Origin of the sequence: Kitasatospora sp. NPDC048296 (assembly GCF_043201815.1) — a bacterium.
In the GTDB taxonomy this organism is placed as follows: Bacteria; Actinomycetota; Actinomycetes; order Streptomycetales; family Streptomycetaceae; genus Kitasatospora.
The window spans coordinates 1-14,708 of record NZ_JBICZB010000017.1; the positions used below are offsets into that span (position 1 = coordinate 1).

Sequence of the window (14,708 nt, forward strand, 5' to 3'; positions counted from 1 at the left end):
GCTCGGCTGGGAAACCCCAGCCGAGCGCCTGCATAAACTCATCGCGGCCTGATCAAACCGACCACGTGTTGCAACGACCCCTAGAAACCGCCACCGGCCGGGGGGCTTCAGCCGGCCCGGGGGCTCCGACAGCCGCCTACCGCCCCAGGATCGCCGGGTCCTCGGCGAGTTCGGCCAGCAGGGCGTCGAGCTTGGCCCGGTCGACCGAGGGCATCACGAAGACGTGCACGTAGCTGCGCCGGGTGGCCTCGTCGCCCGGAACCATCAGCACGTCCTGCGAGGACAGCGACCACTTGGCCACCAGCTCGGGGCTCGGCTTGCGGAACCGCACGGTGACGGCGCCCGGGGTGCGGGCCGGCCAGAGCTCGACGCCGAGCTCCCGCTCCATGGCGACCAGACGCCGCTCCAGGTAGGCGGCCAGCTCCTGGGCCTCGCGGATCCGGTCCACCTGGTCCTGGTACGAGTAGCGGGACAGGTGGTCCCAGAGGATCAGCGGCGAGAAGCCGTTGCGGGAGCCGGCGAAGGTGGTGTCCGGCGCGCCGATGTAGTCCGGCTGGGACGGCGGCGAGATCTGGTACTTCACCTTGGTCATGTAGATGCCGCACGGCCACGGCGCGCCGGCCCACTTGTGCCCGCTCATCGCGATCGAGGAGACCAGGTCGACCTCGCCGTGCTCGGCGGTGGGCAGCCGCAGGCCGAAGTCGAACTCGGGCAGCTCCACCTCCGGGGTCCAGCCGTACTTCGCCGGCTCCTCCGCGGCCAGCCGCAGGAACGGCGCGTAGCCGGCGCCGAGCGCGCCGTCCACATGGATCCAGAAGCCGCGGCGCAGGTCGACCAGCGGTTCCCCTGTCTTCGGGTCGGTGCCGTAGACCACCTCGCGCCGGACCAGGCCGTACCGCTCGAAGATCGGCAGCAGCCGCTCGCAGACCTCGCGGACGTTGTCGTGGGCGCCCTTGAAGGTGCTGCCGAGGTTGAGGTTGACGAAGATCGGGTGGCCCTTGGCGGCGAAGAACTCGACCAGCGCGGCGAGGGCGTCGACGTCTATCTCCCCGGGGCCGTCCCAGGGCAGCCCGGACGGGCCCGGGCGGGACGGGACCTCGGTGGGCCAGCTGCGCAGGCCGGTGACCGGGTCGGTCAGCGGGCACTCGTCGGCGTACTTCTCCAGGCCGACGGCGTGGAAGGTCTCCACGCCCAGGACGGCGACGGCCTTGGCGAAGGAGTAGTGGGTGTCCTCGGAGTAGAAGGCCACCGGGTGGTGGGCGTTCGGGTTCCGTCGGTCGGGGTCGGCCTTGACGTAGCGCACGGCGTCGAAGGGGGCTGCCGGCGGCTGGATCAGCGCCTTGCCGCTCAGGTAGTCGCGGGCGTTCCAGAGGGCGTACATGTTGCCCTCGGTCGAGCCCATGGACAGCATGTAGCCCCAGTAGGACTCCGGGTCGGCCGGGTCGTGCGGGCGCTCGGCGTGCCAGAGCTTGGCGTAGTAGTCGAGGACGGCCCGCTCGACCACCTTGGTGTTGGGCTTGTAGCCGCCGCTCTGGAACGGGTCGCCGAGGTTGTTGATGTTGTTCGGCATGAACCGGGCCAGGTCCAGCGCGGTGCCCTGCATGTCCTGGGTGGCCTGGTAGCCGACCAGGTGCTTGCGCTTGCGCGTCAGGTACTCGTCCACGGTGTCGAGCGCGCGCAGCCGCTGCGCGTCGTCCAGGCCGCCCGCGGGGAGCGCGAAGTCGCGGCCGTCCAGCTCCGGGCCGGGGTCGACGGTGGTCGGGGCTGCCGTCGGGGCTGCGGTCGGCGCGAGGGCGGCGGACGCGGTCGGGCTCATGGGCGGGGCACTCCGGGGGTTGCTGCGGACGGCGACGGACGTTCGTCGCCAGCGGCAAGGATGGAACTTTCCAGGCCCGTGGGGAAGCTCCTCCGAAGAACATTCGACCCAACCCCGATCAGGTTTGCGAATCTGCGGAACGGGCTGGAATCCTGGCAGGCATGCCGAACAATCCGCAGGCCCGGCGAGCGCCCCTCGACGACGTGGACCGGGCGATCATCCGCGCCCTGGCCGACAACGCCCGCCTCCCGAACAACGCCCTGGCGGCCGCCGTCGGCATCGCCCCGTCCACCTGTCTGGCCCGCGTCCGCGCGCTCCAGGAGCGCGGCATCATCCGCGCCTTCCGCGCCGAACTCGACCCCACCGCGATCGGGCTGCCGCTCCAGGCGATGATCTCGGTGCGGCTACGCGCCCACACCCGCGAGCAGAACGAGAGCTTCCGCGGCACCGCCCCCGATCTGCCCGGCGTCCTGGCGGTCTTCCACATGGCCGGCTCCGACGACTACCTGCTCCACGTCGGCGTCGCGAGCCCCGAGGCGCTGCGCGACTTCGTGGTCGACCACCTCACCACCCACCCGGCGGTCGCCCAGACCCGGACCAACCTGATCTTCGAACAGATACCGGGCCGCTGCTACCTCGCCCCGGGGCACTGACCACTCGGACCGCCTCGCGGGCTCAGGCCTCCGCCGCCTCGATGCCGCCGAGCAGGGCCCGGACGGTCGCGCTCGCGAAGTCCGCCAGGGCGACGGGCCGCAGGGCCTCGGCGGGGCCCTCACCGGCGTAGAAGACCTCCAGGAAGGCACGGTGGAAGCAGGCGCCGATCAGCAGCATCGCGGCGGCGTCCGGGTCGACGGCGGCCGAGACCCGCCCCAGCCGCTGTTCGGCGCGCAGGTAGTCGGCCAGGCGTGAACTGACGTGGTGCGGACCGGCGTTGTCGAGCTTGCGGCGGTGCGCGGCGAGCAGCTCGGGGCTGGCGAGCAGCCCGCCGGCCATCGGGAACGACTGCCGGTAGAACGGCACGGCGACCTCGACCACCGCCTCCAGGTGCTCGCGCACCGTGCCCGCCCCGGCCCGGTCGGGCAGTTCGGCGACGGCGGCGGCCAGGCGCGGGGCGCGTTCGCGCAGCACGCGGACGAAGATCTCCTCCTTGTCCCGGAAGTGCTTGTACAGCGCCGCCTCCGAGCAGCCGGCCTCCCGGGCGATCTCCTTGGTGGTGGCCCGGACCAGCCCCACCGTGCCGATCAGCCGGGCTGCGGCGTCCAGCACCCGTGCCCGGGTCAGCGCGCCCCCGGTCAGCGGCTCGGTTCCCCGCTGCGTCCCCTCGTTCGTCATGGGCACCAGCCTACCTTGACAGGTGGGTGAGTACTCACCCACCATCGGGAGAAGAAGGAAGTGGGCACTCACCCACCCCCTGGGAGGGGTCATGAAACTCACCGTTCTGGGCGCCACCGGCGGCATCGGCCGCCACCTGGTCGCCCTCGCCCTCGCCGACGGGCACCACGTCACGGCCGCGGTCCGCGACCCGGCCCGACTGCCCGTCCACCACGACCGCCTGACCGTGGTCAGGGCCGATGCCCTCGACTCCGCGTCGCTGGAGCCGGTGATCGAGGGCGCCGACGCCGTCCTCTCCGGCATCGGCCAGGCCGGCCGCACCGACCCCCTCAAGCCCGCCTCGACCTCCGCCCGCGCGGCGGCCACCGCCATGACGGCCGTCGGGGTGCGCCGCATCCTCGTGGTCAGCGCCGCACCGCTCAACCGCTCCGGGGCCGGGCAGCCCCTCCTCGCCGCGAAGGTGTTCGGCCCCCTGCTCTGGGCCGCCCTCCGGGAGGTGTACACGGATCTGGAGGCGATGGAGCGCGTGCTGCGCGAGAGCGACCTGGACTGGACGGCCGTCCGGCCCCCGCGGCTGACCAACCGGCCCGGCCGGGGCCACTACCGGCACGCCGTCGAATCCGGACCGGCCGGCTCCACCGTCCCCCGCGCCGACGTCGCGCGGGCCATGCTGGACCTGGTCACCGACCCGGCGAGCTTCCGGCACGCGGTCGGCGTCAGCTCCTGACCCGGGCGGCGGCCTGCCCCCGGAGGTGACTCCACGATTCCTCCACGGATGTGTCCGGCAAGTGGAGTTGATGCGTCCTGGCCCCTTGTCAGGCGTACCGTTCCTCCCTACCTTCGTGGACCAGGAACCCGGCCCCATCGGGCCCGCCGGTTCGCGGCGGCCGCGATCCGCGCCGTCGCCATCGCCCCTGACCCGCTATCTGCGCGGCGACGACGCCTCGGGATTCTTCTGCCAGATGGAAACCCTGCTGCTGCGCGTCCTGCAGAACCTGCGCACCAACGACACGGGCGTCATGGACCAGGACGTGCACAGCTCACTGGCCTACGCCAAGGCGCTCCGGCTGAGCGGCGCCCTGAGCGCCCAGCAGTACGAGACGTACTACCGCTACCACCACCTGATCACCTCCGCGCTGCCGCCACCCGAGGCGGTAGTGCATCTGACCGCCCGTACCGACGTGCTGATGCGCCGGCTCCGCCGCCGCAACCGCGTCCTGGAGCGCTCGTTCACCAGCTCCTACGTGTCACTGGTGGCCCAGTGCTTCGAGGACGTGGCCGAGGAGCTCGCCGCGCGGATCCCGGTTCATCACCTCGACACCTCGGACATGAACCCCGACCAGGTGCTGGCGCGCTTCGAGGAACTGCTCCCGGCGCGCACCAGCCTCACCCCACGAAGGATCAACTGATACGGCCAAGACCAAGGTTGACTGGCGCAATCCGGGCCCCGCCCCCGTCCAGGGGCCGCTCGTCGACACGTTCGGCCGGGTCGGCGGCGACCTTCGCATCTCCGTGATCGACAGGTGCAATCTGCGCTGCACCCACTGCATGCCGGCCGAAGGGCTGCCCTGGCTGGAGAAGGAGGAACTCCTCACCGTCGACGAGATCGACCGGCTCGCCCGCCTCTTCCACTCCCTCGGGGTGCGCGACTTCAAGATCACGGGAGGCGAGCCGACCGTCCGTCGGGAACTGCCCGAGATCGTGGCACGCGTGTGCGCACTGGAGGGGGCGGACGTCTCCGTCACCACCAACGGGCTGCTGCTGGACCGTCTGGCCCGGCCCCTGCGGGAGGCGGGGCTGCGCCGCATCACGGTGTCCTGCGACTCCCCGCTGAGGCACCGGTACGCCGAGATGACCCGCCGGGACGCCTTCGACAAGGTGGCCGCGGGGCTGGAGGCGGCCCGGGACGCGGGTTTCGACCCAGTCAAGATCAACTGTGTGGTCATTCGCGGCACCAACGAGGACGAGGCCGTCGACTTCGCCCGCCTGGCCCGAGAAGGCGGCTACGACGTGCGCTTCATCGAGTACATGCCGCTGGACGCCGAGCGGACCTGGGAACGGGAGAAGGTCGTCCCGGCCGCGGAGACGCTGGCGGCCGTCTCCGCGGTCTACGGCCTGACCCCCGTCGCCCAGGACACGCCGCAGCCAGCCACCTCCTACCGCTTCGCCGACGGCGCGCCCGGAGTCCTGGGCTTCATCCCGTCGGTGACGAAGCCCTTCTGCGACAGCTGCAACCGCATGCGGACGACGGCGGAAGGAGCCTTCCGCGTCTGCCTGTTCGCGCTGGAGGAGACCGACCTGCGCGCCGCGCTCCGCTCGGGTGCCGACGACGCCGAACTGGAAGGGCTGATCCGTGAGGCGCTGTGGCACAAGTGGCCCGGGCACAAGATCAACCACCCCGACTTCGTCCGGCCCGACCGCAGCATGTCCATGATCGGCGGCTGACATCGCATCACTACGGGCCGACGCCCGAGCGCCTGCGCCCGGGGAAGGAGCGTTCCACATGTCGGCGACAACACACGTGCTGGTCACCAACGACGACGGGGTGGCCGAAGAGGGGCTGCGACACCTGGCGGCCCACCTCCGGAGAGCGGGTCTCCAGGTGGTGGTCGCGGCTCCGGAACGAGACGAAAACGGCAGCGGCACCAGCCGCGCCGTCGCCCTCGACGGGCCGGTGCCCACCCGCACCAGCTCGGTGGAGGGCCTGGACGACGTCCCCGTCCACACGGTCGCCGCCCGACCGGCGCTGATCGTCACGACCGCCTGCCAAGGCGCCTCCCTGACCCTGGGCACGTCCAACCACTGGGGCACGGCGCTGCAGGCTCTCGATCTCGTCCTGCCGAGTGTCACACCTCCCGGCCACACCGCCGGGAGGGCTCACCGAGGACGCGACTCGGAGCTGAACCTGCCCGCCGCCATGCCGGTGCCCGCGCCGATTCCGCTCGCTGCCGGGGAAACTCTGTGAACGGCCGCGTGGTCTCCTTCACCTGGGGCCGAGGGCTGGGCCATGTCTCCCGGCAGATCGCCGTGCACAGCGAACTGCGCACGCTGGGCTGGGACTCCCTGCTGCTGACCGAGCGGGCCCAGCGGCTGATCGACGACTACGGCTTCGCCCAGACCGTCCTGCCCACCGATGCCGACAGCCTGATCGGCGAGCCCCTGCACGGCACCGGTCCCGCAGTGGGCCACGGCCTCGCCGAGGTCATGGTCGCCCGGGTGTTGCGGCCCGACGACGTGGTGCTGCACGACGTGACGGTGCAGCGGGAGCTGTACGACCACGCCGCCCGGTTGGGCTGCCCCAGTTCCTGGTGCACCGCTTCCGGCGCAACCGCCCCGAGCCGCCCGCACGGGTGGCCCACCACGCGCCCGCCATCGGCACGATCTACCTGGTGGGCGAGCCGGAGCGGGAGGAGACCGTCCACGGGGTGCGTGTGCTGGGGTGCCCCACGTCGTCCGCCCGCTACTCGACGACTGTTCGCCCTGGCCCGACAACACCGGCGCCCTGCGGATCGCTGTGGTCGCCGGAGGCGGTGGCCACGACGACGCACCCGGCTTCCTGACGGCCGCGCTGCACGGCGTACGGGAGTACGCACGCCGACATGGCTGCGCCGCCGTCGACGTCCTGGTGCTCACCGGCCCGCACTTCGACGGGGCCGTCCTCGTGCCGCCCGGCATACCCGGGCCGGTGCGGGTCCGCCCGTATCTGGGGCCCGCCTACGACGTCTACCGGCACGCCGACGCCGCGATCACCCACGCCGGGTACAACACCGTGCAGGAACTGGTCCGCTCCCGCGTGCCGGCCGTCGCCGTGCCCGGTGTCCGCGACCTCGACGACCAACGCGTCCACCTGCGGGCCGCCGCCTGCCCGACCGTGGTGGTGGCCGAAGCCGAGAAGCACGCCGTCGCCCGTACTCTGGCCGAGGTCCTGAAGGGCTCCACCGGAGCGTCGGCCCGAGCGGTCGCGGCACCGGCCCGTGAGGTGAACGGCGCCGAACGAATCGCCCTCGACCTGGTCGCCGCCACGTCCTGAGGCGGCCAAGCGGGTCGCCGTGGTACCCGATCGCCAGTGTGGAACCACTGGCGACGGACTCTGCACCCGCCGACCATCCTGCCTTTAGACCCTGGCGGCGACGCGCAGCTACGCACCGTCCGTTCCACATCGACCTGGATCGCCGCCTGGGTGGCCCCCGCGCACGGCGGTTCGCTCACCGTCGCCCCCAGCGCCCGCAGCAGGACCCGCTTCCTCCTGCGCGTCCCCGCCCAGAAGCGCTCCTGACGTCACGGCCGAAGGCGCCTCATCAATTCCTCAGGTTCCCCGGGGCAAGCTTCCCGAGGTCCCCGAACAGCAGACAGCGAACACGGACCGTGTACCGCCGGTTCTTCGGGACGGGGCCGGAGGTGCGCGGCGCAAGGAATCGGTTTCATGACCCGGATGCGGGAACACTCGGTCGGCGACGTCGTTGCCGAACGGTTCGAACTCCTGGCGCGGCTGGGCGCCGGCGGCATGGGTACGGTGTGGCGGGCCCGCGACCTGCTCCTCGAACGCGAGGTCGCGCTCAAGGAGATGCGCTCCCCCGCCACCGAGGATCCGGGCCGGTCGCTCCACACGAGGGAACGGGTCCTGCGGGAGGCGCGGGCCCTCGCCAGGGTCGACGACCCGAACGTGGTCGCCGTCCACGAGGTCCTCGACCAGCAGCCCCACCCCTGGCTGGTCATGGAACTGATCGTCGGCCACTCCCTCCACGAGATCCTTCGGAACGGCCCGCTCACCCCCGTCCAGGCCGCCCGCATCGGCCTGGACGTGCTCGGCGCCCTGCGGGCCTCCCACGCGGCCGGCATCCTGCACCGGGACGTGAAGCCGGGAAACGTCCTGATCCGCCCGGACGGCTCCGCCGTGCTGACCGACTTCGGCATCGCGACCATCCAGGGTTCACAGACCCTCACCATGGCCGGCGACATCGTCGGCTCACCGGAGTACATGGCACCGGAGCGGATCCGCGGCGATCTGGTCGGCCCCGCCTCCGACCTGTGGTCGCTGGGCATGCTCCTCTACGTCTGCGTCGAGGGCGGCAACCCGGTGCAGCGCGACTCGGTTTGGCCGACCCTGCTCGCCGTCTGCGAACAGCCGCCCCCATCACCGTCGCAGGCCGGCCCGCTCGCGCCGGTACTCGAAGCCCTGCTCGCCCAGGAGCCCGCGGACCGTCCGGACGCGCCCCGGCTGGCCGTGCTGCTCGAAGCCGTGGCCTGCAGCGAGGCGAACGTGGCCGGGAGCGAGGCCAACACGATCGTGATCGCGCGTCCGCCGACGTTCGTCGAGACGCCGACACTCGTGGCGATACCGAGCGAGGACCCCGCCACCGAACATCCGCTCACAGCCTCCGAACCCGCGCCCCGTCGTGGACGCCGCCGCCTGCCCATCGTGCTCGCCGGCGTCGCGGGCGCCGCCGTCGCCGCGACTGCCGCGTTCGCCCTGCCGAGCCTGGGGCACGGCCCCGCTGGTACCGCCCCTTCCCCCGGCTCCGGACCTACGAGCCCCGGCTCCGGACCTACGAGCCCCGGCTCCGGACCTACGAGCCCCGGCTCCGGACCTGCGAGCCCCGGCTCCGGCGACTGGATCGCCCAACTGTCCGAGATCCCGCACACGACCGACTCCGACGAGCGGGACCAGGAACTCGCCGCCCTCCAGCAGCAGGTGCCCGGCGCCACCCTCGTCGACAGCGACAACTGGGCGTCGCTGCCCTCGGGGTACTGGATCGTGCGTGCTCCCGGCGAGTTCGCGAGCGGTTACGAGGCACTTGCCTACTGCGCCAAGTACGGTCCCGACCAGTGCTCCGGCCGGTACCTCAGCAACAACCGCGCCGACCGGAGCTACCTCTGCGAGGCCGCCCCCGCCCCGGACCCCGCGACGTGCCGCCGCCCCGACGATCGCGCCGCGTCCCCCACCGCCCGCAACTCCTGAACCGGACCGGCCGGTTCGAAGGACACCGTCCTCCGCAATCCCCATGTTGCCTGCGCGATGCGCAGCGGTGACCGGGCCCTCCCGACCTGCGTCGCCGCAGGTCCGGGCTATCCTGCCCGGCATGCGAATACTCCTGGTCGAGGACGACGACGACCTGCGGTTCGCCGTCGCCGCAGCCCTGCGCGGAGCCGGCCTGGCCGTCGACGTCGCCGCGGACCTCCCGGCCGCCGACGAGGCACTGTTCGTCACCGACTACGACTGCGCCGTGTTCGACCGGACGCTGCCCTCCGGCGACTCCGCGCAGTACGTGCGACGGATGCGGCGCGAGGGCCGAACGGTCCCGGTGCTCTTCCTCACCGCCCGGGACAGCGTCGCCGACCGGGTCGAGGGCTTCGACACCGGCGGGGACGACTACCTGGTCAAACCCTTCGCGGTGCCGGAGCTGGTGGCCCGGATCCGCAGCCTGGGCCGGCGCTCCACCGCCACCCGTCCGCCGGCCCTGCGCTGCGCGGACCTGGAGATCGACACTGCACGAAGGACCGTGCACCGCGACGGCGTCCTGCTCTCCCTGACCGTCAAGGAGTTCGCCGTCCTGGAGACACTCGCCGCCCGGCCCGGCGAGGCCGTACGCCGCACCGAGCTCGTCGAGCGCTGCTGGGACGAGCTGACCGAGCCCAACTCGAACGTGGTCGAGGTCCTGGTCTCCCAGCTGCGCCGCAAGCTCGGCGACCCGCCCCTGATCCACACCGTGCGCGGCGTCGGCTACCGGCTGGAGGCGCAGAACCCGGAGCCGCAAGGGTGAGACCGCCGACCCCGGCCGGCCGGCTCGCCCGGCTGCGCCGCCGGACCGCCGTCCTGTTCGCCCTGGTCAGCGCGATCGGCCTGATCGGCATGACCGTCCTCGCCGTCCGCGCCGACGACGACTCGTGGCGGTCGCAGACCGACACCGACCTGGCCCTGTGGGGCAACGAGGCGGTGCTCGGCCTCAGCAACGACGACCAGGGCGCGCTCCAGTACCCCGACCCCAAGGAAGGGGCGTACGACTGCCCGCCGGTGACCCTGCTCACCGGCGGCTGGGACCAGCTGACCGTCACCGCCGTCCCGCACCGGCCCTGCCTGGCCATGCCGGACGCCGCCGTGCGGTCGGTCGCCGCCGAGGCCGGCCAGTCCGGACAGCCCACCCACGCCACCGCCCACGCGTCCAACGGCCACCCACTGCGGCTGTACGCCCAGCCGTTCTTCGGAACGACCCCGCAGAGCCCGGACGGCGTTCTGGTCACCGCCTCCGACGTCTCCGGCAACGTCGACGGCCACCGCCGGTTCACCCTGCTGCTCACCGGCGTGTGCGCGGCACTCATCGCCGCCTCCGCCGTGGCCGGCCGCTGGCTCGCCGGGCGGGCCGTCCGCCCGGCGCTGACCGCGATCGAGCAGCAGGAGGCGTTCTTCGCCGACGCCGCCCACGACCTGCGTACGCCCGTCACCTCCCTGCGGCTGCTCGCCGAGACCGGGCTGCGCGGCGAGGCGGACCGCGACGAGGTGCTGCGCCGTACGCTGCGCCAGTCCAACCGGATGGGCGAGCTGGTCGACGACCTGCTCACCCGCGCCCGCCTGGCGGCCGGCGCCGTCCCGCTCGACGTGGAGCCGCTGCGCCTCGACCAGCTCGTCGAAACGGTCGTGGCCGACACCCCGGCCGACGGACACCGGGTGACCGTGGCGGCCGCCCCCGTGGTCATCCTCGCCGACGCCGGGCTGGCGCGCCGCGCCGTCGCCAACCTGCTCGGCAACGCCCTCGCACACGGCCACGCCCCGGGCGAACCGGCCGACGTCCAGCTCACCGTAACGGCGGACGGCAGCGTCGCCGTCGACGACGCCGGACCCGGCATCCCGCCCGAGCAGGCACGCTCCCTGTTCGAGCGCTTCCACAGCGGCGCCGGCTCGACCGGCCTCGGCCTGTCCATCGCCGCCTGGGTCGCCCACGCCCACGGCGGCGCGCTCACCGTCTCCACCGGCGCCCGCGGCGGCGCCCGCTTCGTCCTGCGCCTGCCCGTGCAGAAGTAGCCCGAGCCGCCGAGCACCGCCGTCCCTCATCGAATCCTCAGGTCGCCTCGGGCACGCTTCCCCAGGAAGTCGACACGTGGGGTGCCCTGCGATCCCCGTCCACGGGGATCGCAGGGCACGGCAGGGACAGGTTCATGACCGAGGACAACGCAAACGCCGTCGGGGATCTCGTGGCCGGACGGTTCACGCTCCTGAAACGGCTCAACGCCGCTGGGACGGTGTGGAAGGCCCACGACCTGGCCCTGGAGCGCGGCGTGGCCCTCAAGGAACTGCGCTCCCCCACTTCGTCCGGCCCCGGCCCCACCGATCTGGCACGCCAACGGCTGCTCCGCGAAGCACGCGGCCTGGCCCGCATCGAGCACGCCAACCTCGCCACCGTCCGCGAAGTCCTGAACCACCGGCCGCACCCGTGGCTGGTGATGGACCTGATCGTCGGGGAATCCCTCCGGGACGTCGTCGAGCACTGCCCGCTCTCCCCCGCGGCCGCCGCCCACGTCGGCCTCGACGTGCTCGCGGCCCTGCGGGCCTCGCACGCGGCCGGCGTCCTGCACCGGGACGTCGGACCGGGCAACGTCCTGATCCGCCCGGACGGTACCGCCGTACTCACCGGCTTCGACCTCGCCACCCTCAGCACCCCTCCCGAACTCGGCATCGAGCCAACGAACGTGGCGCCGGAACGGTTCGACGGCGGCGCAGCCGGGCCCGCCTCCGACCTGTGGGCCCTGGGCATGCTGCTCCACGCCTGCATCCAGGACCACCCGTTCCAGAACCCCCTCGCCGCGGTCATCGACGCCCTGCTCGCCCGCGACCCGGCGCAGCGGCTCAACGAGACCCGGCTCGCCCGACTGCTCCACGACGTGATCGCGGCCGAAGCTGCCCCGCAGAACTGAGCCGCACTCCGCGCGGCCGCCCTCATCGAATCCTCAGGACACGTACGCCATGGTCGGTCCACACCGACCACCCGACCAGAAACGACCTCACAGCCATGCGCCGATTCACCCACCGCACCGACAACACCCGACTCCCGCAGGCCCGTTCCGGGCAGCGTCCCGGCCTGCGCCAGCTCGCCGCGCTGGCCGTCGCCGCGGCGACGGTGGCCGCGCTCGCCGGCTGCGACCAGCACCCCGACCAGGCCGCGACCACCCCGGGCGCCCAGCCCCCGCCGAAGGCGACCGAGTAGGCCGACCCGTCGTGCTACGGGCGTTCTACCAGCAGCGGCCCGCCTGGACAGCCTGCGGCGACCTCCGGTGCGCCACCTTGGCGGTGCCGATGGACTACGCCCAGCCGCAGAAGGGGAGGACCTTCACCCTGCCGCTTGGCCGGGCCTCCGCAACCGACCCGGCCAAGCACTCCGTGCCGCCCAAGCCCCGCGCGGCAGAGCGCACCTGCTGGGAGCCCAGACCAGGCCGGGACGTTCCTGCGCCACGGCGCTGAGCAGTACGCCGACCAGCTGACCGTCTTCGCGCAGCACGTCCCGTTCGCGCCGACGTACTTTCAGTGCTTCGACGCGGCCCGGATGATCGCCGAGTCCGTCGTCGGGACCGACCCGGAGGTCACCTGTGTGATCGGCATCGCCTCCGGCGGGACCAAACCGGCCCGCCTCATGGCCGACTACCTCAAAGTGCCCTTCCACGCCGTCACCGCCCGGCACAACAAGAGCGACGCCGCGTAGCAGCAGGCCACCGGCGACGTCGAGGTCCTGCTCACGGACACGTTTCCCGAACGCCTGGCCGGGACGGTGCTCCTCGTCGACGACATCGCCGGCCGGAGCGACCTTCGCCGCCGTCACCGACGTGCTGCGCGTCCGGCTCGACGACGGCGCCGTGATCATGTCGGCGGCGCTGTTCCGCAACCGGGGCTGCACGCAGAAGCCCGATCGGTGGGCCTGGACCGTCAACGAATGGGCCGTCTTCCCCTGGGAGAGACCGCACCACGGCCAGACCCAGCCGCTTCCGGCCCTGCGACGGGTGAGCGTCCGGTGATCAACCGCGCCACCTCCTCCCGGGGCGTCCTGCTGGTCCTCGTCTCCTGGACCCCTGACGCCTCGGCCGGGGCCGAACGCGCGACGGCCGCCCTGGCCGTCAGCCTCGCCCGGAACGGCCCACCGGCCCGTCATCCCGCCTCGCCCAGTCGGCTCCCCGGCGCGACCGTGACCACCCGCCTCCCGCCTCCCGCCTCCCGCCTCCCGCCTCCCGCCTCCCGCCTCCCGCCTCCCGCCGAGCATGGCGCGATCAATGTCGGTGCACCGTGGCACACTGCCCTGTTCAACCCGTAACCGCCTTACCAGTATGACGAGTTGAGGCCGTTCACCGGATCGTGTGGCTTCTGCCACGACACGCCGACGCAGCCCCGCCGGGCCGCCTACGGTGGGACACCTATCCATGCACTCACGTACGACAAACGATCACCAGTTTGATCGCAACTTCGCCATGCCCTGAACCGGCTACCCCCACACCGATTCCCTCCCGCCCCTGGAAGGAGACGTCCCGTGCCGCACACGCTGGTTGTCGGAGTCCACCTGGTCCTGATCGAGAACGGCCGGGTGCTGCTCGGGCAGCGCGCCAACACCGCCTTCGCCTCCCACCACTGGCACGCTCCAGCCGGCCACCTCGAAGCGGGAGAGTCCGTCCTGGCCGGCATGGCCCGTGAGGCCGACGAGGAACTCGGCATCACCATCCAGGAGGAGGACCTCGACCTGGTGCACACCCTCCACCACCTCGATGCCGACGACGGCGCCGGACGCCTCCAGCTGTTCTTCTCCCCCCGCGTATACACCGGCAAGATCACCAACCGCGAACCGGACAAGTGCGCCGCCCTCAGCTTCTGGCCGCTGAACGGGCTTCCGGAGCCGATTGTCAGCTACACCGCGGACGCGCTCGCGCAGATCACCGCCGGCCGCCCGCTGTCCGTCGTCGGATGGCCGGCATGAGCACCACGAGCCACCCGGGGCTCCCGGCCGCCGGGGCGCCTGCAGGGAGCGCGGACACCAGGCTCGTTGTCGTTCGGGGAAACTCGGCGTCGGGCAAGTCGTCGGTAGCAGCAGGGATCCGGGACCGGTTCGGTCGGGGCCTGGCCGTGGTCGCACAGGACAACCTCCGCCGCATCGTGCTGCGCGAGCGGGACCGGCCCGGCGGCGCGAACATCGGCCTGATCGACACCGTGGCACGGTACGCGCTGGGCGCCGGCTACCACGTCGTCATCGAAGGCATCCTGTACGCCGGTCACTACGGCGAGATGCTCCAACGCCTGGTGGGCGACCATCGCGGCGTCACCCGCTGCTACTACCTCGACGTCCCGATCGGCGAAACGCTGGTCCGGCACGCCTCGAAGGCCGATCGCGAGTTCCTGGCGGCCGTCACCGAGCGGGAACAGCGCGACTGGTACCGCGAGCACGACCTTCTCCCGGGCGGCATCGAGACCGTCATCGGCAGCGACAGCACCCTCCTCGACACGGTCGACCGCATCATGCGCGAGACCGCGCTCTCGGAGTTGCCCGCGCGCGACAGCTAGAAGCACTTGCTCGACCGCCGTGTCCACGCCATT

The 14,708-nt window shown here is 72.4% G+C and carries 16 protein-coding genes and 1 pseudogene; 15 read left to right on the forward strand and 2 right to left on the reverse strand.

What is annotated here, in order from left to right:
* Positions 1-136: 136 nt before the first annotated feature.
* Entirely contained in the window at positions 137-1,816 is a 1,680-nt protein-coding gene (locus tag ACGF12_RS13045; RefSeq protein WP_393028367.1) for a histidine decarboxylase, read from the reverse strand.
* A 161-nt stretch (positions 1,817-1,977) separates the two neighbouring features.
* Between ACGF12_RS13045 and ACGF12_RS13050 the strand changes: the two genes are divergently transcribed.
* Entirely contained in the window at positions 1,978-2,469 is a 492-nt protein-coding gene (locus tag ACGF12_RS13050; protein WP_393028368.1) for an Lrp/AsnC family transcriptional regulator, read from the forward strand.
* A gap of 22 nt (positions 2,470-2,491) precedes the next feature.
* Here ACGF12_RS13050 and ACGF12_RS13055 read toward each other — a convergent pair whose 3' ends face one another.
* Positions 2,492-3,148: a TetR/AcrR family transcriptional regulator gene (locus ACGF12_RS13055; RefSeq protein WP_393028369.1), complete on the reverse strand. Its 657-nt coding sequence runs from the start codon at positions 3,146-3,148 to the stop codon at positions 2,492-2,494.
* 91 nt (positions 3,149-3,239) lie between these two features.
* Between ACGF12_RS13055 and ACGF12_RS13060 the strand changes: the two genes are divergently transcribed.
* From ACGF12_RS13060 to ACGF12_RS13125, 14 genes and pseudogenes are all read left to right on the forward strand, one after another.
* Positions 3,240-3,875: an NAD(P)-dependent oxidoreductase gene (locus ACGF12_RS13060; protein WP_393028370.1), complete on the forward strand. Its 636-nt coding sequence runs from the start codon at positions 3,240-3,242 to the stop codon at positions 3,873-3,875.
* A 235-nt stretch (positions 3,876-4,110) separates the two neighbouring features.
* Complete coding sequence (locus ACGF12_RS13065) at positions 4,111-4,557, forward strand: deoxynucleoside kinase (RefSeq protein ID WP_393028371.1); 447 nt, start codon at positions 4,111-4,113, stop codon at positions 4,555-4,557.
* Positions 4,558-4,597: 40 nt separating this feature from the next.
* Positions 4,598-5,593, forward strand: a pseudogene (gene moaA / locus ACGF12_RS13070) (GTP 3',8-cyclase MoaA); the annotation flags it as partial.
* A 58-nt stretch (positions 5,594-5,651) separates the two neighbouring features.
* Positions 5,652-6,113, forward strand: a complete 462-nt coding sequence (locus tag ACGF12_RS13075) for a 5'/3'-nucleotidase SurE (protein ID WP_393028372.1) — start codon at positions 5,652-5,654, stop codon at positions 6,111-6,113.
* 474 nt (positions 6,114-6,587) lie between these two features.
* Positions 6,588-7,178 carry a glycosyltransferase gene (locus ACGF12_RS13080; protein WP_393028373.1) on the forward strand — a complete coding sequence of 197 codons (591 nt, stop codon included), beginning with the start codon at positions 6,588-6,590 and terminating at the stop codon, positions 7,176-7,178.
* 393 nt (positions 7,179-7,571) lie between these two features.
* Entirely contained in the window at positions 7,572-9,107 is a 1,536-nt protein-coding gene (locus ACGF12_RS13085) for a protein kinase (RefSeq protein WP_393028374.1), read from the forward strand.
* Positions 9,108-9,228: 121 nt separating this feature from the next.
* On the forward strand, positions 9,229-9,909 hold the full coding sequence (locus tag ACGF12_RS13090; protein WP_393028375.1) for a response regulator transcription factor: 681 nt from the start codon (positions 9,229-9,231) through the stop codon (positions 9,907-9,909).
* Complete coding sequence (locus tag ACGF12_RS13095) at positions 9,906-11,165, forward strand: sensor histidine kinase (RefSeq protein ID WP_393028376.1); 1,260 nt, start codon at positions 9,906-9,908, stop codon at positions 11,163-11,165. The genes ACGF12_RS13090 and ACGF12_RS13095 overlap by 4 nt, the downstream gene beginning before the upstream one ends.
* 134 nt (positions 11,166-11,299) lie before the next feature.
* The gene (locus ACGF12_RS13100) at positions 11,300-12,055 is read left to right on the forward strand and encodes a serine/threonine-protein kinase (protein ID WP_393028377.1); all 756 of its coding nucleotides are present in this window, start codon (positions 11,300-11,302) and stop codon (positions 12,053-12,055) included.
* Between the two features lie 95 nt (positions 12,056-12,150).
* Positions 12,151-12,345, forward strand: a complete 195-nt coding sequence (locus ACGF12_RS13105) for a hypothetical protein (RefSeq protein WP_393028378.1) — start codon at positions 12,151-12,153, stop codon at positions 12,343-12,345.
* 336 nt (positions 12,346-12,681) lie between these two features.
* On the forward strand, positions 12,682-12,837 hold the full coding sequence (locus ACGF12_RS13110; RefSeq protein WP_393028379.1) for a hypothetical protein: 156 nt from the start codon (positions 12,682-12,684) through the stop codon (positions 12,835-12,837).
* Positions 12,838-12,958: 121 nt separating this feature from the next.
* Positions 12,959-13,147 (forward strand): hypothetical protein, encoded by a 189-nt coding sequence (locus ACGF12_RS13115; protein ID WP_393028380.1) that lies wholly within the window; start codon positions 12,959-12,961, stop codon positions 13,145-13,147.
* 506 nt (positions 13,148-13,653) lie between these two features.
* Positions 13,654-14,094 carry an NUDIX domain-containing protein gene (locus tag ACGF12_RS13120; protein WP_393028381.1) on the forward strand — a complete coding sequence of 147 codons (441 nt, stop codon included), beginning with the start codon at positions 13,654-13,656 and terminating at the stop codon, positions 14,092-14,094.
* Entirely contained in the window at positions 14,091-14,675 is a 585-nt protein-coding gene (locus ACGF12_RS13125; protein ID WP_393028382.1) for a kinase, read from the forward strand. Before ACGF12_RS13120 ends, ACGF12_RS13125 begins: the two co-directional genes overlap by 4 nt.
* The last annotated feature ends 33 nt before the right edge of the window (positions 14,676-14,708 follow it).